This window comes from Streptomyces sp. NPDC087428 (genome assembly GCF_044744085.1).
Taxonomy (GTDB): domain Bacteria; phylum Actinomycetota; class Actinomycetes; order Streptomycetales; family Streptomycetaceae; genus Streptomyces.
Window position 1 is genome coordinate 768,559 of sequence record NZ_JBIUXR010000002.1, and the last position, 19,582, is coordinate 788,140.

Annotated in this window: 20 protein-coding genes; all 20 read right to left on the minus strand. The window is 70.4% G+C overall.

Features of this window, described 5'->3' with window-relative positions:
* Positions 1-47: 47 nt before the first annotated feature.
* The 20 genes from ACIO3R_RS07175 to ACIO3R_RS07270 all read right to left on the minus strand — a co-directional run bounded on the left by ACIO3R_RS07175 (position 48) and on the right by ACIO3R_RS07270 (position 19,576).
* Positions 48-2,405, minus strand: a complete 2,358-nt coding sequence (locus tag ACIO3R_RS07175; RefSeq protein ID WP_402104106.1) for a right-handed parallel beta-helix repeat-containing protein — start codon at positions 2,403-2,405, stop codon at positions 48-50.
* Position 2,406: 1 nt separating this feature from the next.
* Positions 2,407-3,024: a hypothetical protein gene (locus tag ACIO3R_RS07180; protein ID WP_402104109.1), complete on the minus strand. Its 618-nt coding sequence runs from the start codon at positions 3,022-3,024 to the stop codon at positions 2,407-2,409.
* A 14-nt stretch (positions 3,025-3,038) separates the two neighbouring features.
* Entirely contained in the window at positions 3,039-3,977 is a 939-nt protein-coding gene (locus ACIO3R_RS07185; RefSeq protein WP_402104112.1) for a hypothetical protein, read from the minus strand.
* Positions 3,974-5,095 carry a phage tail protein gene (locus ACIO3R_RS07190; RefSeq protein ID WP_402104115.1) on the minus strand — a complete coding sequence of 374 codons (1,122 nt, stop codon included), beginning with the start codon at positions 5,093-5,095 and terminating at the stop codon, positions 3,974-3,976. The genes ACIO3R_RS07185 and ACIO3R_RS07190 overlap by 4 nt, the downstream gene beginning before the upstream one ends.
* Positions 5,095-6,522 carry a hypothetical protein gene (locus ACIO3R_RS07195; RefSeq protein WP_402104118.1) on the minus strand — a complete coding sequence of 476 codons (1,428 nt, stop codon included), beginning with the start codon at positions 6,520-6,522 and terminating at the stop codon, positions 5,095-5,097. Before ACIO3R_RS07195 ends, ACIO3R_RS07190 begins: the two co-directional genes overlap by 1 nt.
* Before the next feature lie 13 nt (positions 6,523-6,535).
* A complete protein-coding gene (locus ACIO3R_RS07200) occupies positions 6,536-10,900 on the minus strand; it encodes a phage tail tape measure protein (RefSeq protein ID WP_402104121.1) in 4,365 nt (1,454 codons plus the stop codon).
* A 22-nt stretch (positions 10,901-10,922) separates the two neighbouring features.
* Positions 10,923-11,225, minus strand: a complete 303-nt coding sequence (locus tag ACIO3R_RS07205) for a hypothetical protein (RefSeq protein WP_402104123.1) — start codon at positions 11,223-11,225, stop codon at positions 10,923-10,925.
* A gap of 116 nt (positions 11,226-11,341) precedes the next feature.
* The gene (locus ACIO3R_RS07210; RefSeq protein WP_402104126.1) at positions 11,342-11,665 is read right to left on the minus strand and encodes a hypothetical protein; all 324 of its coding nucleotides are present in this window, start codon (positions 11,663-11,665) and stop codon (positions 11,342-11,344) included.
* A gap of 104 nt (positions 11,666-11,769) precedes the next feature.
* On the minus strand, positions 11,770-12,444 hold the full coding sequence (locus tag ACIO3R_RS07215) for a phage tail protein (RefSeq protein ID WP_402104129.1): 675 nt from the start codon (positions 12,442-12,444) through the stop codon (positions 11,770-11,772).
* 63 nt (positions 12,445-12,507) lie between these two features.
* Positions 12,508-12,897 carry a hypothetical protein gene (locus tag ACIO3R_RS07220; protein WP_402104131.1) on the minus strand — a complete coding sequence of 130 codons (390 nt, stop codon included), beginning with the start codon at positions 12,895-12,897 and terminating at the stop codon, positions 12,508-12,510.
* Positions 12,897-13,211: a hypothetical protein gene (locus tag ACIO3R_RS07225; protein WP_402104134.1), complete on the minus strand. Its 315-nt coding sequence runs from the start codon at positions 13,209-13,211 to the stop codon at positions 12,897-12,899. Before ACIO3R_RS07225 ends, ACIO3R_RS07220 begins: the two co-directional genes overlap by 1 nt.
* A complete protein-coding gene (locus ACIO3R_RS07230) occupies positions 13,208-13,546 on the minus strand; it encodes a hypothetical protein (RefSeq protein ID WP_402104136.1) in 339 nt (112 codons plus the stop codon). Before ACIO3R_RS07230 ends, ACIO3R_RS07225 begins: the two co-directional genes overlap by 4 nt.
* A complete protein-coding gene (locus ACIO3R_RS07235) occupies positions 13,546-14,091 on the minus strand; it encodes a mobile element protein (RefSeq protein ID WP_402104139.1) in 546 nt (181 codons plus the stop codon). The genes ACIO3R_RS07230 and ACIO3R_RS07235 overlap by 1 nt, the downstream gene beginning before the upstream one ends.
* Before the next feature lies 1 nt (position 14,092).
* On the minus strand, positions 14,093-14,902 hold the full coding sequence (locus ACIO3R_RS07240) for a hypothetical protein (RefSeq protein ID WP_402104141.1): 810 nt from the start codon (positions 14,900-14,902) through the stop codon (positions 14,093-14,095).
* Positions 14,899-15,168, minus strand: coding sequence for a hypothetical protein (locus tag ACIO3R_RS07245; protein ID WP_402104144.1), 270 nt, complete (start codon positions 15,166-15,168; stop codon positions 14,899-14,901). Before ACIO3R_RS07245 ends, ACIO3R_RS07240 begins: the two co-directional genes overlap by 4 nt.
* Positions 15,168-16,448, minus strand: coding sequence for a phage major capsid protein (locus ACIO3R_RS07250; RefSeq protein ID WP_402104146.1), 1,281 nt, complete (start codon positions 16,446-16,448; stop codon positions 15,168-15,170). The genes ACIO3R_RS07245 and ACIO3R_RS07250 overlap by 1 nt, the downstream gene beginning before the upstream one ends.
* Complete coding sequence (locus ACIO3R_RS07255; protein WP_402104148.1) at positions 16,445-17,272, minus strand: HK97 family phage prohead protease; 828 nt, start codon at positions 17,270-17,272, stop codon at positions 16,445-16,447. Before ACIO3R_RS07255 ends, ACIO3R_RS07250 begins: the two co-directional genes overlap by 4 nt.
* 2 nt (positions 17,273-17,274) lie before the next feature.
* Positions 17,275-17,532, minus strand: coding sequence for a hypothetical protein (locus ACIO3R_RS07260; RefSeq protein WP_402104151.1), 258 nt, complete (start codon positions 17,530-17,532; stop codon positions 17,275-17,277).
* A gap of 2 nt (positions 17,533-17,534) precedes the next feature.
* Positions 17,535-18,236 (minus strand): hypothetical protein, encoded by a 702-nt coding sequence (locus ACIO3R_RS07265; protein WP_402104153.1) that lies wholly within the window; start codon positions 18,234-18,236, stop codon positions 17,535-17,537.
* A complete protein-coding gene (locus tag ACIO3R_RS07270; protein ID WP_402104156.1) occupies positions 18,233-19,576 on the minus strand; it encodes a phage portal protein in 1,344 nt (447 codons plus the stop codon). Before ACIO3R_RS07270 ends, ACIO3R_RS07265 begins: the two co-directional genes overlap by 4 nt.
* Positions 19,577-19,582: the final 6 nt, after the last annotated feature.

Genomic DNA, 19,582 nt, shown 5'->3' on the forward strand with positions numbered 1-19,582 from the left:
GAAGCCCCGGCCGGATCGGCGCGGGGACGGGTGAAGGGGTTGAGGTGCTACGCGACCCGGACGAGCTGGCCGACCTGGCACTGAGCCGAGTTGGCGGCGGTGGCGGCGCTCCACTGCGCGGTGACGACCAGGGCCTGACTGGACGTGCTGTCCCGGGTGACAGGGGCGTCGGTGAGCTCGTGCTGAACCGCGCCGGTGGTCGACGCGAGGTGGTGCGTGAGCGTCGCGCCTCCGGCCCAGGTTCCGGACGCCCCGAGGGTGACGGGCAGCAGCGAGCCGTCAACCCGCCACCCCCGCCCGGCGATCCCGGCCGAAGTCGGCACCGCGGTGAATGCCGCGATGATGGCGCCGGCCACACCGCCGAGCCGGATCCGAATCGTGAGCGTCGGCGTGCCGGTGGTCGAGGCGACGCCCTGCGCGGTGTACCGGTACGCGCAGCGGTCGGCCGCGTCTCCGGCTGGAATCGACCAGGACGCGATCACCGTCTCGGCCGTGGTGTTCGCCGCGGTCGCGACACTCTGCGCGGTGGGTGCGTCCCCGGTGTTGTCCGAGCGCACGGTGCCGGTGACGGTCGAGCTCACGCTGATGTTGGCCGTTGAGCAGTTCCGGGTACGCACGCCACGGATGACCGGGCGGGCGGTGTTGGCGCTGATCTGCACCCCAGCCCCGGTGAGGTCGTGCAGGTCGCAGTCCGTGATCGTCACGTCCGCGCCGTCCCAGACGCTGACACCGTTCGTTGTCGTCGCGGTGATCATGCAGTCCGAGATCGTGACGTCCGTAGCGGTCGCGGACGGGGTGGCACGGGAGTCAAGGCCGATCCCCGCCCCGGCCGCGCCGTTGATGGTGCAGCCCTGCACACGTCCGCGCCGGGTGCCGAACTGACTGATCGCTGTGGCCCCGCAGTTGAGCGCGACGACCTGCTGCACGCTGTAGTCCTCGACGTACAGCAGCCGGACCGCCGTGCCCGCGATGTCCTTGCACACGATGTTGTCGATCGCGAGCGTCCCGACGTAGCCGGTTTCCTCGCCTTCGGCCCGGATGGCGGCGTCGAAAGTGCCGCCGCCGATCATCGTGACGTTGCTGATGCTGTAGCCCGTGACCGGCTGGGACCCGGCGATCGTCGGCGTGGTTCCGCCGGCCGGGGTGCGCTGCGAGGCGGTGGCCGAGGTGAGCGGCCGGATACGGATCCCGCCCGCGCAGTCCCGCATCTGCACGTTGGAGATGACGATGCCGGACCAGACGTAGGCGCCGATCGCGTACTGCAGGCAGCCCTCGAACCTGCAGCCGATGATGCGGATGTCGCGGTGCTGCTTGTCGGGCGAGGCCGAATGGGAGCCGATCCCGCGCGGCCACGATGTCGTCCCGGCGGTGCCGGACGGGCCGACGGTGCAGCCGGAGATCAGGATGTCCGTGCACGGGGTGTCGTCGTACGGTCCGAACGGGCCGAACTCGTCGTGGCTCTTTGCGAGGTCGATCTGAATGGCCTCGCTGAAATCGCGGTTCCCCGGGTTGATGTAGCCCCGGAACACGGAGTCGAGCACGCGGCCGTTCTTGATCGCGTTGAACTCGACCCCGTGGTAGCCGGGCAGGTCGAGCACGGTGATCCCACGAACGGTGATCCCGTCGGCGTGCCCGAACGACATGCACATCGAGGACGCCGTGACGATGGTGCCCTGCATGTCCCACGTGCCGCCCTCGACTGTGATCCCGCCGTGCCCGGTGTAGATCCCGAAGTCCTGGCCGGCGTCGCCGTTGACGAGCATCGTTGTCGCAGCCGCGCGCACCAGACGGGCCCCGGGCAGGGAACGGAGCGTGGTGTTGCGGTAGATGCGCAGCGGGAGCGAGGCGAGGCGGTATGTCCCGGCAGGGATGAGGACGGTTCCGCCGCCGAGGTCTCGCGCCTTGTCCAGTGCCCCCTGGACCGCCGGGGCGTCGTCTGCGATGCCGTCGCCCTGCGCGCCGAGGTCGCGCACGTTGTAGATCTTCGCGCCCCAGAGCGCGGCGCCGCCGGGCTGCCCGTTCACGGTGAGGACGCCCTCGATGTCGAGGTCCCCGGTGATTGTGCCGCCGGAGCGGTCGAGTTTGTCGGCGAGGCCGGCCAGCGCGGCCGCGCCGACTTCCCGGCCCTGCTCGAACCAGCGCACCGGACCAGCAGCGTCGTTGTATTCGTACTCGATCCCAACGACGCCGTCGACCTTGAACGTCCGGATCGCGCCCGGGGAGTCCTGCCCTGCTGCGTTGCTGCGCAGGGCGCCGATCGGCGTGATGCCGTCGACCTCGAACAGGGCGGTGACTGGCTGGCCAGTGCCTGCGACACGGACGTTGACCGGGTAGTCGGGAACCACGTTGCCGGCGGTGTCGACCAGGACGGCCGCGCCGTTTCCGCCGTAGGTGTAGAGCGCCATCTCAGTCCATCCAGTAGTCGCCGGAGATGTCCACCCACGGGGTGCCGTCGGTGGCCTGGTACCACCACAGGACGTCGCCCGCGACGCCGTAGGCGGACGACGTGTTCAGCCCGATGATTTCGATCCGCCCTGCTGCGTCTGTGGTGGCGCCGCCGAGCGAGCAGCTGCCCGCGTAGGTACGCAGCCCGGACGGGACGCAGTCCGAGGGCACCGCGCCGAGGTTCAGCGCGAACGGGTCGTTGAGGTTCGTGCCGTCGCTCTTGGCCACGCGGCCCTTCAGGGACACCCGTGTGCCCTGGCGTCGGCGGACACCCAGTGCGACGTCCCCCTCGACCATGCCGGTGCGCAGGGTGAGTGGGCGCCATGCCGGGATCGGTTCGTAGACAGCAGCCCACGTCGATGTCGTCGCGGAGGTCTTGATCCAGAGTGAGCCGTCCTCGGCGGTCACGGCGGTGTGCAGCGGTGCGGTTCCGTACAGGCTGTCGCGCTCGGCTTTGTCGGCGACGTGCTGCATCAGGTGCGGGTCGATGGCGAGGGCGAGTGCAGCGAGCGCGCCGGGGCCGGCGGGGGCGTCGCCGCCGCCGGGGATCGGGAGTGCCGCCAGTCCTACGGTGGCCATGTGGTGACCCCCTTCTACGCGGAGAATTTGATGGTGATCGTGCCGCCGGTGACGCCCATGTAGTCGTCCCGGCCGGTGGTGTAGATGGCCAGGCCCCGGGCGCTTCCGGAGGCCAGCGCGGACCGCCAGGAAGCGGGGAGTACCGCGGTGCCCTTCGCGCCTACCGAGAGGCGCAGGAGCTCCTCGGGGCCGGCGCCGAGGCTGAGCTGTCCGGAGGGCGGGGAGGTGTAGCCGTGCAGGTACAGATGCAGCGGCCGTTTCCCGTTGACACCAGATCCCGTCTTGCGGGTGAAGGCGACGGTCATCGAGGAGACGGTCTTGCCCGCGCACGCGGTCTGGATCTTCATGCCGTAGAACCAGGCGCCCCTGCGCGCGCCGGATCCGGTCCAGTCGCCCTGCATGGGGGATGAGGCGTACTCGTCGGGCCGTCCGCTCCGCCAGCTGCCGGAGTCCGTGGCGGTGATCGTGGCGTTCTTCGGCGGCCGCGTCGCCGGTGGTGTCGGTGACGGGGTGCCCGGAGCGGCGATCTGGGCGTACAGCTGCCCGGTGCCGTTGCTGTCCGCACGGGTCCACAGAGCTGAGACCTGCTGCCACTCTGAGCCCCCCGGCGCTGCTGTACCCCATGTGAACGCGGACACAGGGATCATGTCGCTGGCGACGTCGGCGGCGATCTCCCGGATCTCCGCTTCGGTCTCGTCGCCCGGGTCGTCGCCGAGCCGCCACAGCACGACGGGGCGGGGCCCGGTACGCACCGCCACCCAGTCGCCGGCCTGCCGGCGGCGGTAGGAATCGGAGCACTGCACTTCCAGCTGCAGGACCCCGTCCAACATGAGGTTGACGCGGCCGGACTCGGTGACGTCGTCGACCTGGGCGGAGACGATCGCCCCGCCCAGGTCGGTTGCGGCGGCCGGTGCGCCGAGCTGGCGGGCGAGGTCGCGGGCCGCTGCGCTCATTGCAGCCTCCTCGATGTCGTGCGTGTGGTGCAGGCCTGCGTGATGCCGCCGAGCGAGTAGGGGCAGGAATCGATGATGTGGCGCTGCCACTCACCGGGCCGCACCTCGGCCTCGATGACGTCCCCGGCCTCGAGCCCGGGATGCCCCACCGCGGTGAAGGACAGCGAGGACTGCACGCCGAGCGAGGCGGCGAGCAGGGACTGCCCGACGTCGTACGCCTGCCCGGCCCCGGTGATCAGCGCCGAGGTGTGGCGCTGGGCCCGGACGCGGACGTGGGCCAGGCCCAGGCGCTGCGGGGCGCCCGGGTCCTCGACCGGGTCGGGCCCGGCGTAGGTGATGCTGCGCGGGTCGCTGTCCCACGCGAAGATCGGGCCGACGACGGGGGCGCCGTCGCCGCCGTCGCCCACGACCGTCCACAGATTCACCAGGCCCTCGGCGGTCTGCTCCTCGGCCGGCTCGACCAGGGCGGTGCCATAGGGGACGCGCCACACCGCCTCGTCGTCCAGGGTCGGTGTCGGACCCAGGGTGAGAACGCCGCGAGCATCCACCCACACCGATCCGGCGAGCGCGGCCGCAATGTCGGCCAGGGCAGCCCACCGGTCTTCGTCCACGGTCGTGCGCGGGATGCGGGTGTCCGGCGTGATGCCGGGCCGCCACGAGATCGGAATGCCGGGCAGTGCCTCGCCGGCCAGCTGCTCGACCAGGACGCGGGCGGTGTCCGGCCCGATGGTCCGGGCGACGGGCAGGCGCGCGGTTCGGATCGCGTCCTCGAGGCCGAGGAGCTCCAGGTCTGCGCCAAGCCGGGTCCGTGAGATCCGGTCCACCACGTAGGTGCCCGCAGGCACCCACACCACCTCGGAGCGCGGAGGCTGCAGGCCCTGCCACAGCCTCACCCGGGTCACGGCCGTGTTCACCCCGGAGCGGCCCAGGGGCACACCGAGCAGGTCGACGGTGCCGGAGTAGCGGCACTCGGCGCCGGCATCCGGCCGGACCTCCCCGCCGCCGACCTTGGGCACGGGCATCCAGGTGCGGCCACCGTCGTTGGACCATTCCGCCCGCACGGGGCGAGCGGCCGGGCCCGTGAGCGCGGCGAGCGCGCCGGCAGGAATCGGGAGCATCAGGTGACTCCGTTGGTGGAGAGTGATGCCCACGACGCGTAGGAGGCTGCGACTGCGTCCCACGTGGGGACGGTTGCGGCGAGGGTGTCCCAGGACCAGTTCGGCAGGCGCATCGGCTGGTCCGCAGTGGCAGGTCTGGCCAGCGGCTCGACGGTGAAGGTGAAGCCGTAGCCCCCGCTGCTGCCCAGCCTGCCGGTGGGCGTCGGGCCGGTAATGTCCCCAGGCACGAAGTACGCGTCCGGGGTGAGGTAGCCGGGCCGGACCTGGGCCAGGAGGATGCCGGAGCGCAGGAGCTCGCGCACCCGCTCGACCGCCTCGGGAGGCACGTCGATGGAGACCTGGGCGGTCTCCGCGCCGTGCACGTCGTAGGCCAGCGCCCGGTACACGGCGCCCTGGACGTCGGCGCTGCTCTGCCGTCCGGCCGACGCCTTCTCGCCCCAGGACGTGACCATGACGCGGGTGGACAGCCCCGGTACGTCCAGCGACTTGATCCACAGGTCTTTGCGCTGCCCGGGCGCGGGGGCGGGCACGGTGACGGCGAGCATGGTCTGCGGGCCGGTCGTGCCGTCCTCGTAGATCGGGGTGCCCGTGTAGACGACAGCCACCCCGAGCGGCGCCTCATGGTCATAGGCAGTTCCCACGCCGCCGATCGCCCATGCCGGATCGGCGGACCGGACCGGTACCGGGGCGGCGCCCGGGTCGGTCCGCATGATCCGCACCTTGCGGATCGCACCCGGGTTGAGGGCGGTGGTAACCCGGCGGGACGTCGAGGCGTTCGACGCCCCGTCCCACACACATCCGGGCTGCGAACCGTCCACGTAGGGGTGAGCGGTGGGGCCGACCTCGGCCATGGCCGCGTCAGCCCACCACGTAACGGGCCCGGTGCCGGCTGTGGCGACCGCCGCGACCCGGTCGCAGGTCTGCCCGGCGGCCACGGTGTACGAGCCGGAGACATGGGCCCACGCTCCGGGAGCTGCGCTCGCCAGGACAGGCAGGGCAAACAGGTTCGTAGTCTGCGACCGCCACCACAGTTCCAGCGCCACCACGCCCGTCGCCGGAATTTTCACCCACACCGAAAATTGCACCGCGCTCCCGGCAGCCACCGGTTCGATGTTCCAGTTCGTGCCGCCCTGCGCTGCTGCCACGGTGATGGCGTGCTGCACGCTGTACTGGCCTATGCGGGCCTCGGCGCTGACTCTGGTCCGGGTGCTGTTGGTGCCGTACCCAGACGTCTCGGTCGTGAGCGCCGCCTCGAAAGACGGGTTCAGTACCAGATTCCGGGCGGTGTCGGCTGGGGTGGCGTAGTCGACTGTCAACGTCACCCCCGCCCACAGGTCGTCCACGATGGCGGCCAGCCACCCGTCCGGTGACACCACCCGTTCCGGTGGCGTCACCTGCGGCGCGTTCGGGTCCACGATCATCGGCACGGGCGCTCTCCTCTCAGTTCCTGCCCGCGCGCAGCGTGCGCCGGACGGTGGACAGACCGTTTTCTACGCGGCGGTCGACGACTGCCTCGAACTCGCTCTCGCCGATCCGCAACACGACGGTGTCGCCCTTCAGCAGGGCACCGTCCTGCTGCGCAGTCGCGCGCCCGGAAGTGACCGGGACGACCGCGGCCCGAGGCACAGCAGCAGCGGCCATGCGTTCGGCCTGTGACTCGACGCCAGGCACCATGCTGGCCATGCCCGCGACGACGCCGGCCCCGACGTCGGCACCGGCCTGAGCACCCTTCCTGCTCGGCGAATGGGCGTCGATGCCCTTCTTGCCGCGGACCGCCTTGATCGCGCCGTTGCCCAGCTTGATCATGGCGTTCTGGATGTCCTTCTCCTGGCCCAGGAGCCCTGCCAGGAAGCCCTTCGACGCGTCCTTGCCCGCGTCGAACATCAGGTCCGCCAACCCGTTGCCGTAGGCCTTCGACAGCGAACCCCCCGACTTCACCAGGGCATTGATCGACTTAAAGTCGGCGGCGTTGGACCCGGCGACAAGTCCGGCCAGCGGACTGTCCGGGCCCATCTCGGCGAGCTGGTCAATCAAGTCCTTGGACCCGCCGCGCTTTTGCACCTTGGTGAGCTGGGCCTGGAAGCCCTTCGCGGTGTCCTGTCGGCCCTTCAGTCCGGAGATCAGATCCCCGACCGACGCGACATCCCCGACGTTGGACAACCCGAGATAGTCGGCCATCGAACCGGTCTTGTCGGCGGCGTAGCTCTTGGCCTCCTTGATCTTCGCGGTGACGGCGTCGCGTCGCTTCGCCATCGTCTGCAGCTTGGTTGACGCTGCTGTGGTGGCCTTCGCCAGCGTCTTGCCGGCCTTGCCCGCCGCAGTGAGATCGGTCGTCAGCTTCTTCGCCGCACTGGCGATCTGCGCCGCCGTACCGGTCAGCGAGGACTTGAAGGTGTCCAGATCCGTGGCGATCTTGCTGGGCCTCTTCACCGTGGCCTTGGTCTTGGTGCCCTTCGCGAACCCGCGCAGGGGGCCGAGGCCGGCCGCCATGCGCATGGACCTCTGATGGTCGTAGACCTCGGTGTCCCCGCCGCCGAACCTGAGTAGCTCGGGTCCGCGCTCGCCGACCCAGGCGAGCTCACCGCGGCGCGGCCGGCCGCCGTCGGCGAAACCACGCAGGCCGTACCGGTCGGTGAACAGCGGGTCCATGTACGAGCGCGCCCGAGCGCCGACAACGACACCGTCGCCGCCACGGCTCTCCACATTGACACCGTTGATAGTGCCCGCGGTGTGGCCTACGCCGCTGTTGGTGATGCCGATCATGTACGGGCTCTTGGCGCCACGGACCCAGCCGGACGGGGCCTGGTCACCGGAGAACGCCCCGGTCGCCCAGCGACGATGCGGCTTCTCCCCACGGATCACGGACTCGATCGCGGACACGAACCCGCTGCAGTCCCAGCTGGGATCGCCGTTACCGCCCCACTGGTACGCCTTGCCTGCCTGGGTGCGTGCCCAGGTCAGGGCGGATTTGAAGCCCTTCCCGCCCACGCCGGCCTTCTCCAGCGCGCTGTCGGCCGCGCCGGAGTAGCCGATGATCTCCTTGATCATCCGCTTGGGGATGCCGGTGATCATGTCGCGGTACATGGACGCGGACCCGCTGATCTTGTTGATCAGCGGTTTCACAACCGCGTTCAGTCCGGCCTCGGCCGAGGCTTTCATACCGTCTTTGAGCCAGCCCACGCCGGACTTCGCGAGGTCGACACCCTTCGACGCGGTGTTCTTGACCCAGCCGAAGATGCCGCCCTTGGCGAATCCCTCGCCCTGGAACTGGCGCAGGCTCCGGCCCTGCATGGCGGCCTTGTTGACCGCCAGGAGCCGGGAGCGCTCGTAGGGGTCGCGCATCGCTTCGGACACCGCGACACCCTCACCGCGGCGCATCGGGACCAGCTGGTCGTCACCGTCGCGGTACGAGGACTGCCCCGGCAGAACACCACCGCGGGCGAAGCCGCTGAACTTCGGCAGCTTCGGTGCGCCGAAAGCGCCGGCCACTGTGTTCCAGACGCCTCGGATGCCCTTGTTGTAGATCGTGTCGATCACGAACGAGATGGGCTTCTTGGCCTTGTCGGCGATCGACTTGAACGCCTTCCCGACGGCGTCCGCGCCTGCCTTGAACGCCTCGCCCAGGGTCTTCGCCAGGGCCCGCGCCCGGTCAATCGGGGGCTTGAGCCCCTTCTCCCACAGCCATTTGGCCTTGTCGCCGATCGACTGCAGGGCGGGCCGCGCGTAGGTGGCCCACAGCATCACGACTGCGGCACCGAGCAGACGGAAACCGATCTTCGCCAGCTCGAACGCGGGCTTGATCTTCTGCTGCCACAGCCACACCGCCTTGGCGCCGATCCACCCGAACACGGGGCTGAACACCTTGGACCACAGCCACATGCCGACCACGCCGACAGCTCGGATCTGGCTCATGATGGCGGCGCCCATGGGCTTGAAGCCCGCGTTCCACAGCCACATGGCCTTGGCGCCGATCCACCCGAACACGGGGCTTAGCACGGTGCCCCACAGCCATGTCGCCGTAGCGGCGAAGAGCTTGAAAATGATGATCATCGGCATCAGCGCGATGACGACCACAGCAGTGAACAGGACCTTCGCCGCTGTGCCGATCCACCCGAACACCGGGGACAGCACGGTGCCCCACAGCCAGGACGCGGCCGTTCCCACGGCGCGCAGCCCGGTCATGAAACCGTCGATGCCCGGCTCGAGGTACGACCAGAGCACGGCCCAGCCGGTCTGGATCGCAGACCAGACGCCCTGGACGATGGTCCGGAACGTCTCGCTCTTCTTGTATGCGACGACGAGTGCGACGCCCAGCGCAACGACACCGGCGATCACGAGGAAGATCGGATTGGACAGCCACACGACCCGCAGCGCCATTTGTGCAGCCTTGAAGGCGTTCGTAACAACCGTCGCCGTACCGGTCACCGTGGCCCACGTCGCCGTTGCGGCCGTGTTCACCGCCGCGGCGGCCGCGCCTGCATACAGCAGCACAGCCAGCGTGCCCAGGCCCGCGCCCAGCGGCGTGAACCACACGCCGTACTCCTTGACCCACCGGCCGCCGGTCATGAACGCGGCACCCAGATTCTTCACCGCCGGCACGACGCGGGTATCGACGAACCCACCGAACTTCACCAGCTTGGGTAGGACGTCGGCGTTCAGGACGCCGCCGAACTTCATCAGGCGAGGCAGGACGTACTTGGCGGTGGTGTCCCCGATCGCCATCAGCGCCTTGCGCTTGAAGGACTCGAACTTCGCGCCGGCGTTGTTGCGCAGGTCGTCTCCGGCCTGCTTCGCCGCGCCGCCGACCTTGCCCAGGTCGGCCACGGCCTTGGACGGGTCCAGCTTGAACAGGGCCTGACCCATGTCCTCGGCCTTGGTGCCGAACAGGGCCACCGCGGCCGCGTTGCGGTCGACGGGGTCCTTCATGCTGCGGAGCTTGTCGAGGATGCTCTGCAGGCCGTTGGCGGCGCCCTTGCCACCCTTGGCGAACATCGCCGTCGCCTTCTCGGCGTTCATCCCGAGGAGCTTGAACCCGGCCGCCGACGCGGTGCTGCCGTCCGTCGTGCGGATCTGGAATTCCTTGAGCGCGTCGGCGACGACGTCGGTGTCCCGGGCGCCCGCCTTCATGCCCTGGGAGAACAGGCCGGTGGCCGTCTTCATGTCGATGCCGAGCGACCTGAAGATGGTGGAGTACTCGTTGAACGTGTCGGCGAGGTCGTCGGCGCGCGGGCCCATGATCTGGAAGCCGCGGTACATGACGTCCAGGGCCTCGGTGCCGTTCTTCGCCAGCCCGTTCTTCACGGCCTGCCCGGCAGCGTTCGCGGCCTGGCCCAGGTCCACTTCGAACAGAGTTGAGAGGTCCTGCACCTTGGTACCGAGCTGGGCGAGCTGCCTGGTCGTCGCCTTCGGCGGGGCGAGGCCGGCGGACATGGTTGCCCGGATCGAGGCCGCTGCCTCGTCCACGGACTCGGTGACGGTGTCCCCGTACAACTTCCCTGCGGCCTCACCCGCCCGCTTCGCATCCTTCGCGGTCAGGCCGAGCTGGGCCTTGAGCTTCCCGCCGGCCTTGGTCTTCTCCATCGACTGCTCGAGGCCCTTGACGAGCACGGCTCCGGCGGCCGCCCCGACCGCCGCGGCACCGACCAGCACCTTGGCCTTCATGCTGGACATGAGACCTTCGCCGCCCTGGGCGCCCGCGCGGGCGGACGCCTGGGCAACGGGCTCGCCGATCTCGCGGTCCAACTGCCGACCGAAGTTGGACATGTTCGGCAAGACGTCGACCCACACGGCACCCGCACGGGGCATGAGATCACCCCTTCTTGGTGCGCTACGCCTGGTCGGCGTACTGCGGTGTCATCTGCGCGACGATCCGCCGGTAGCCCTCGCGGGCCTCGCGGGCGGCCTTGGCCTCGGCCTTGGCCCGTTGCTTCGGCGACGGGTCCCCAGGGCGCCAGACGGGCTCTGGGTAGGGCTCGGCGGCCGTCTTCTCGGACCGGTTGGCGTTCCGGAAGTCGGTGGCCATGCGGGCCTGCTGGTCGGCGAGGTTGGCCAGCAGGTAATCGGTGCTGGTCCACGGGGAGCGGGACGCGGCGCGTGCCAGAGCTCCGTCCGGCGGCAGGTGCTCGACCATCACGCGCAGCTTCCGCAGCGTGATCTCCCTACGCCAGAACTCCCTGATGGGGTCGCGTGGGGCGTAGTGGTGCAGCAGGTCAGCCTCGACGGCCTCGGGGTAGTGCCCGAGGACGTCTAGGACCGTGTAGGGCGGCGCTTGATCTGGCCCTGCATGTCCTGCTGCACGGCCAGGAACAGCAACCCGATGTCACCGTCCGCGTGCCCGGCCGCCGCGTACAGGTCGTACTGCTCGCTGCCCAGGATGGCGAGAGCCTTGTCCTTCGAGGACTCCGCGCCGTCGACCGCTTCGGTCCAGTCATCGTCCGCGAACAGCGGGTGGGGGAAGGTGAGGACGTCGCCCTTGTCAGTCTCGAACTCGACCTGGTCGCCGCCCACCGCCTCGGTGTACTGGGCCTTGACCTCGGACAGCTTGTAGCGCTTGCGGTTGGGCTTGCTCATGGTCTTCTCTCGCTTCTGGGTGGGCTGCGGGTGAGCGGGTGAGGGGTGCGGGGCGGCAGGGCTCACCCGTGCCTGCCTCCCCGCACCCGGCTTGCGGGCGGCAGTCACGAACCGCCGCCGGAACCGCCGGACTGCGCGGCGAACGCTCGCCAGCCGGGGCCGTCGATCCAGGTCTTGACGTCAGTGCCGACCGCCTCGTCCACGTAGGCCTGGTAGGTGACGCCTCGGGCGATCTCGGCGGTGCGGGTCCACTGCTCGTCCTCACGGCCCGAGCGCAGCGCGCTGGGGAAGTGACGCACGATGTACAGGGGTTCGCCGGTGAGCTTGTTGAGGTCCTCGGCGACGAACAGGAGACGCCGGTAGAGCGTCGGCGGAACGAGCGGCCGGGACCAGGTCCACGCCGCCGTGCCGATGTCCGGCAGTGCGTCGACACCGGACAGCGGCAGGTTCTCGTAGAGGGCGAGCGCCGCGTTGTTCGTCTCCTGCGGGACCCACTGGGCGGTCTGGATGTCCGTCTCGACGTCGGACCGGGTCGGGCTCGCCGACTGCCCGGACTCGACGTCCGAATTCGACAGGTCGCCGGAGAACGTCACGCCGTCGGTGGTGGTGAAGCCAACCGGGTGGTATCCGGCGGGCAGGGTTTGCAGGATGCCCGCCGGATCGAGCGGGGTCTCAACGGCGGGGGCGTCGGCATCCGCCGCGAAGATCGCGTACCTGAGCGCCTTGCGGATGAGTGAGGTCTTGAGCGCTGCGAGAGCAGTGAAATCGGCGGCCGGCATACCGGGCCCCTTTCATGACGATGGCCCCGGGCGGACGCCGCGGGGCCGGAGTGTTGGGCTAGGTCAGGTGGCCGCGCGCTCGCGGGTGGCCACCTCGTAGGAGGCGACCGCGCGCCGCACTCCGGGATTGCCGTAGGGGACCTCGGCCGGGCGGGCCGCAGTGGTCACGTCGTCGATGACCACGCGCTGCCCGGAATCGTGTGTGGCGGCCAGGGCGTGCACGGCGGTACGGGCCTGCTCGGCGAGCTCCCACATAGCCGCCCTGGTCGCGGCGAACGTCTGCACGTCCACGGTGGCGGTGTCAGTGACGCGGTCGTCGCCGCCGCCCATGACCCGCACCCACACCAGCGGGAGCCGGGTCTCCAGTTTGTCGGGCAGCTCATCCGTGACCCGCGCCCCGGGCAGGCGCGCGCGGACACCGCTGATCACGGCCAGCTCGATGTCCGCCCACATCACGTGACCCCGTCAATGCGGGTGTGTGCGGCGCGGCCCAGCACCCGGCGGCGCGGGGTGCTCGAGGTGCCGTGCTCGTGGTCGGTGGCGTCCTCCCGGTCGGCGACCACCGCGGCCGTCGGCCGGCCCCGGGGCCGGATCTCCTGCACTACCTCGATCGAGGCGGCGAACTCCTCGCCGATCTCGGACCGTGCGATGGACCGGGCCAGCGACGCGATGCGGTCCGCCTCCTGTTTGAGCTCGGCGCGCACCGGCTCGGAACGCATGATCTCGGGGAGGGACCGCGGGTCGAACTCGAAGCGAATGCCGCTCATCCGGTCACCACCTTCAGGGATGCCTCAATGTGGTCGAGCAGGCCACCGAACGATCCGAATACGCCGGGCTCGCCGTCGACTTCGTACAGCACGCCGCCGTGCCTGACCTTGGACATGTTCGTGAGGCCCATGTCCGGGGGTCCGGCCAGGCGCCACCGGGTGACGACCTGGACCCGGTCATCCGTCGCCTCGGTCGAGGAGACGGGTTGCATGTTGCAGTGGTCGACGTCGCGCTCCTGGTCCTCGTAGACGTCCTGCCCGCGCTCGTCCTCACCGACCAGCACGCGAGTGATGACGGTGACGGTGTCCCGCCGCAGCGGGTTGTCGATCGTCATCAGGCGTCGTCCCCCCGGTTCAGGCGGTTCGCCTCGACCGCAGCCTGCCACTGCGAGGTGATCCCCACCGCCGCCGTCGCCGCGAAGCTGACGGATTCGGTGCCGGTGGTGATCTGCTGGATCGCCGGGTCCAGGCGGTAGATCGCCCGAGCCTGGTCGATGACCGCCTCGGCGACTTCCTCCGGGACGGTGGCGTGGCCGTGGTCGTAGGTGACCGTGATCTCTGCCCAGTCCGGCCAGCACCCGCTCGGGTGCAGCAGCACGCCCGAGCGGCGCTTTGCCCGTACGCCGTTGAGCAGCTGCTCGTCGACCAGGACGTCACCGAGCCGGACGACCGGGGCGGCCGGCAGATGCAGGAGTGCCCGCCCTGTTCCGTCCAGGTGCACCGTGTCGTCGGTGACCAGGGAGACCGGGTGCCGGACCGCGCCGCGGAACCGCCGGGTGGCGGCCCGCAGCGCGGCCAGCAGCCGCAGGTCATCGGGCGGGAGTTTCAGGAACGTGGCGAGCTCGGCGGGGTCAGCCAGGTACGGCTCGGCCGCCGCCATCTCAGGTCCCCGTGATGATGCCGCGGGTGCGGAGCACGGCGAGCAGGGCGTTGAAGTCGGTGACGGCTCCGGCCGCGTCGGTGGCGGTGGAGTTGTTCACCGCCGTCGCTGTGCCGGTGAGCAGCCCGGTGTGCGTGTGGTTGCCCGCGGCCGCCGAAGTGGCCGCGGTGCCCAGGGTCCGGATCGAGGCTGTACCGGCCGCCGCGTCGGCGGTCAGTCCGGTGTGGGTGTGGTCACCGGCAGCGGCGGTGGTGGCCGCGGTGCCGATCGCGCGCACCGTGGCAGTCGCGGCCGCACCGGCGGTGAGCCGAGGGTCGTTGCCCGCGACCGCGGTCGACGCTGTCGCGCCGATGGCGGGCGGGAACGTGGCCGGCTTCCCCGTGATGTCGGCCCACGCTGTCGACCCGCCACCACCACCACCACCGGCACCGAGGCCGACCGTGCGCAGCGGAGCGACCCGGATCATCGTGCCGGGCACCGACCCGGCAGGGGCGACTCCCACGTCCAGGGCCATGGCCACGGCGTACCGGTCGCCCTCGGCGACCGGCACGGCGCGGCCAGCAGCACCGGCCGCGACGAAGTCGCCGGGGGCTACGGCGGCTCCGGCCTCGACCTGCCAGACCGCGCGGCCGCCGATGACAAACCGAAACTCAGTCTCGTCGGCCATGTCGGTGGCGTCGGTGACACCGACCGGGATCTCTCCGGCGATGGCCAGGCGCATGACCGCCTGGCCGCCGACCGCGGTGTCCGCCGTGAGGAACCGGCGCTTCGGCGCGGCTCCGTCCAGCGTCACCATGAATGCGTCGCTCATGCGCCAGCCTCCAGGATCGTCTTGCGGTTCTTCCCGGCGGCCTCGGCGGCCAGGACCCGCTGCGTCTCGTCCTCGTCGGCGTCGGCGAGGTGTGCCAGCACGGCAGGCACGTCGTGCGCGGCCGGATCGAACACGGCCACCGGGGCGGCCGGTTCGGCCTGCGCCATGCTGAGCGGCCCGTCGGCGGCCGGACGGGCGTGCGCCCGCGGGGCGTCCTCCGGCCGGTACCGGATCCCGTCGACCGCGATCATCTTGTGGGCGGGCATCAGCTACCAGCCCCCGCCGGCTTCACGACGATCATCCGGTTCGGCTTCCAGATGACCTGTGCGGCGCGCAGCTCGGCGCGCACGTACACGAGGTTCCGCTGCGCGTAGTCCCGGTGTTGATTGAACGCCATCACGGACAGGCCCTCGCGGTCGAGGAGCGCGATCTGCCGCCAGTCGCCGAGGATGACGGTTCCCGGGGCGAGGCGCTGCGAGAGGGCGCGGGTGCGGCCCCAGCTGGTGGACGGGCCCTGGCCGAAAGGGCCCTGACCCATGAACCGGTCCGTAGTGTCCTGCAGCAGGTCCCACGCCTCGTCGTCCTCAGGCGACATCAGCGCGGCGGTGACGTTCCCGCCCGGCAACGTGGTGATCTTCGTGATCGCCCGGCGGATCGCCTTGACCTGGGACATGGCGTCCGAGCCCGGGGTGTACTCCAGCTCCTGCACACCGGTGGTGTGGAGCAGGCCGCGCGGCTCACCACCCGTGCCCGTGCCGTTCAGCAGCTTGTCCTCGATGACCGAGTCCAGGCTGTATTCCAGCTCGCCGTCCATGTAGGTGGCGAGCGCCGGGGCGTCGGACAGCAGGGAGTTCGTGACGTCGTAGCCGTCGGCGTAGGTGTAGACCTTCGCGTCGGCCAGCGAGGTCTGCATGGTGCTGGTGGGCTTCACGTTCGCGTCGCCCGGCAGGATCTCGTCCGCGACCACAGAGGCGTTGCGGGTAACTCCGGTGACCTGCAAGTACTCGAAGTTCCCGGCGGTCTCACCGCGGCTGATGAGGTCGAGGATCGTCAGGTTGTCGCGGTCGACCTGGTCGACCATCGGCATCCGGATCGGAGCCACGTGGCCGAGGGCGACCTGCAGCGGGGAGGCGGTGGCCTTGCGGGAGGCCAGCCACTCCTTCATCGTCCCGATGCGCACGCGGCCGATGTCGACCGGGGAGCCCCGCCCGACCCCGGACGGGTTGGACTTGCGGAACTCCTCGTACAGCCCGGACTTGGTGAACCGGCCGCCGAACGTGGCGACGTCGGCCGCCTCGTCGCGGTCCTTCACCCCGCTCAGCTTCGGCGCGGGCCGGTCGGCGGCCTTGCCGGCCATCTCGGCGGCCGCGGCCTGGGCGTCATCGGCGGCCTTGACCTTCACGGCCAGGTCGCCGGTCTCGGCCTTGAGCTCGTTGATCCGGGCCACCTCGTCCTCGGTGAACTCCCGGCCCTCCTCGGCGGCCGCCTTCGCGACGATGTCCGCCGCTTCCTTCAGCAGCGCCTGCAGCTTCTCGCGCAGCGTCATCCTGTACTCCTCATGGTCATCAGATTCTGAGCGGTGACCCATGCGGATACCTGGGCGGGCGTGAGCGCGGGCGACTTCGCGGCGGCCTCATCGGCGGCGGCGGTCTCCTCGGGCGACTGCTGGCCGGTCTCCTGCTCGGGTGTGGCCCCGGCCGCGGGCGCGGGCGGGGAAGTCTTCTGCCGGGTCTTCTCCGGTGTGGCCGAAGCGAGCACGTCACCGATCGAGTCGTAGGCCGCGGTGAGCGCGTCGTAGTTCGACTGGCTGAGCACCCGGCCGGCCTTCGCGCCGCGGACTAGATCGGCAGCCTTCGCGGCGAGCAGCTCGGTCTGCTGGTTCGCACCGACCAGGCACGGGCCTACCTCGTACAGCGCGGCGAACCGCTTGATCTCGTAGTACTCGCCCCACGGGAATCGGGCGGTGTCGTCGGTCTCGACCCAGCCGCCCTCGGCCACCTCGTAGGCGAACGAGAACTGCTTGATGCGGCGGCCCTTCAGCAGGCCGTGCACGTGCTTCGCGGTCGGGTTGGTGTCCATGTCCTCGATCTGCGCGAGGACCTCCAGGCCGTCCGGCGTTTCCTTCGCCTCCAGGACGCTCCCGATGTGGGAGAACGGGTCGGCCCACCGGTGGGACCACACGACCGGGATCGGATCGCCGGACGCTTTCCACTCGGCGAGGACCTGAGCGAAAGCGCCCGGGGTGATCACGTCGCCCATGGAGTCCTCGTTGCCGAACACCGAGACGATCGCCCGGAACTGGCCCGCGGCGAGCCCGTCGGCAGGCCCGGCGGCCTTGATCCGGGCGGTGCATTCCTTGGTGCGGGGCACGGTCAGCCCTCCTCGCGCTCGGGCCAGTGCCAGGTGCCGCCGGTGTGATCGGCCTCGTCCTGCAGGCACAGCCGGTTGAAGAACAGGCCCCCGGGGTTGAGGACCGCCAGGTCTGCGAAGACCTGCCCCGGTTCGGGGACGTCGTCAGGGGTCGGGTCTGTCGCCGTGACGATGGCGGCCCGGCACTGCGAGGTGTACTCGCCGCCGGGGGTGCCGTAGCTGACGTAGTGGACGATGCGGCCGACGCTGGGCTTGGTCATGGTCAGGGCCCCTCTCGGGTGTAGTCGAGTCGGCAGTTGCAGTTCGCGGTCTCGGCCGCGTCCCCGTTCGCGTCCCCGGGCCAGCGCAGCCCGTTGCCGAACGTGGTCCCGAGCGGGACGGAGTCGCCGTTGAGGCGCACGTGCGAGGCGCGCGGGTTCGTCCCGCCGAGGACCCAGACCTTGTGGGACAGGCCCGATGCGCCGGCCGCGTCGTGCGAGCCGAACGACCTGGCCTCGGTCGCCGACGTCACCGCCCGCACTGCAGCAGCCGTCACCCAGTGCCCCAGCCCGGTACGGAGGTTGTCCCGCCAGTCGCCCTCATCGGCAACGGCCGACGTCGCCGCGGTGTACGCCGCGCCCTCGTACTCGGCGGCGTGCGAGGCGGCGGCCTTCGCCAGCCACGCCTCCATCACCACCGGGTCCCAGCCGTCCGCCTCGGGGTTCCAGACGCCGAGGACGTCCCAGGCGCCGATCTGCGCGAGACGGAACCCGTACCCCTGCATCAGCGCAGCGAGCTGCGCCTGCCGCTCCGGCGATGACGCGGCCCACAGGCCGTAGAAGTCCGGCGGGCCGTCCGCCTTCGCGTCGGCAGCGGACAGCAGCGCGTCCGCCTGGCGCTGCGCCCACCCGGTGAGCGCAGCGGTGTACGCGTCCCGCTCGGCCGCGAACGTCCCCAGATCCTCCGGCCGCTCCTGCGCCTTCACGCGGGGCGGCCCTGACCTTTTGGGAGCGACGGCGGCGGAGCCGTGTCCGTCGGCGACGCAAGGCCGCCCACCACCACGTTCAGCGGCGTGATCAGCTCGTCGGTGCCCTTGAGGTACGGCAGGTTCATCGTCGCCCGCGCTTCGGCTCGAACCATGTATGGGCCGCCGACCGCGGTCTGCAGCAGCATGGCCTGCTCGGTGAAGCTGCCGCGCAGCTTCGCCTCGACGTTCGCCTCGATGTAGAGGTTCGAGCCGGGCCCGGCGATCAGCGGGACGAGCATGGTGTTCAGGACGTCCTGCAGCATCGTGATGTCCGGGCCGATGCTGTGCGTGTAGAGCATCTGCCGGAACGCGTCCAGGTTGGAAAACGTGCCCTCGCGCGCGCCGACCAGCTCGGGCGGAATGTGGTACGAGCTGGCCACCTCAGCGTCGGTGAGCTTGCGGCCCTCGATGTCCTGCGTGTCCACCGGCTTGAAGGCTTCGACGGTCACCAGCTTCATGCCGTCTTCCAGAATCGGCGTTCCGCCGGCGGCCGAACCGCGGCCCATGAATGTGTTGAACGCCGCCTGGAATCTCGCCTTTGCCGTCGCTGACCAGCTCGGTGCGTCGGCTGGGCGCTCGATCACGGCCGGCACCCGGGCGCCGTTCTTCCACACCGAGCGGCGGTACTCCACAGCCTCGTTCTGTTCAGCCAGGATCTGACACAGGGTCTCCATCGGCGACGTGCCATCGGCGCCGACTGTCGCGTACCCGTGATCGAACAGGTACGGGGCGGGCAGCGGGACCACCTGCGCGGGCCCGCGTGAGGAGATCAGATACAGGGCGTCGGGCTGGTCGTCGTCGTCCGCCAGGACGTGCATTCGCCGGGCTGGCTTCCGGCGCAACTCCCACCCCGACGGTGTATCGGCGTTGGGCAGGACCTGCATGCACCACCGGTCGTGGATGAGCCAGTCCACGATGACCGAGTGCCACAGCCGCGACGGCGGGACCGCCGGGGCCGGGTTCGCCAGCAGCAGGGCCAGCGGGTGATCGGTGACCCTGCGCCGGTCCGTGTCCGAGACCCGCTCATAGACGTTCCAGGGGATCGTCGACAGGGCCCTGGCGATGTAGTCGACGACCTTGCGCACCGACGGCTGGGTCTGCCACACGTTCATCGCCGCTGCGGTGCCCGCGTAGTTGGACAGCGGAACGCCGGGGTCCACCACCCGGATGCCATGATCGGTGACGTACCGGCCGAGCTCGGCCAGGTCGTCGAACTGCTCGCTCTTGATGGGGACCAGGGCGCCGGACTGGTCGATGACCTGACCGGAGGCCCCCTTACTGCGACGCCACCAGGGCATACGCCG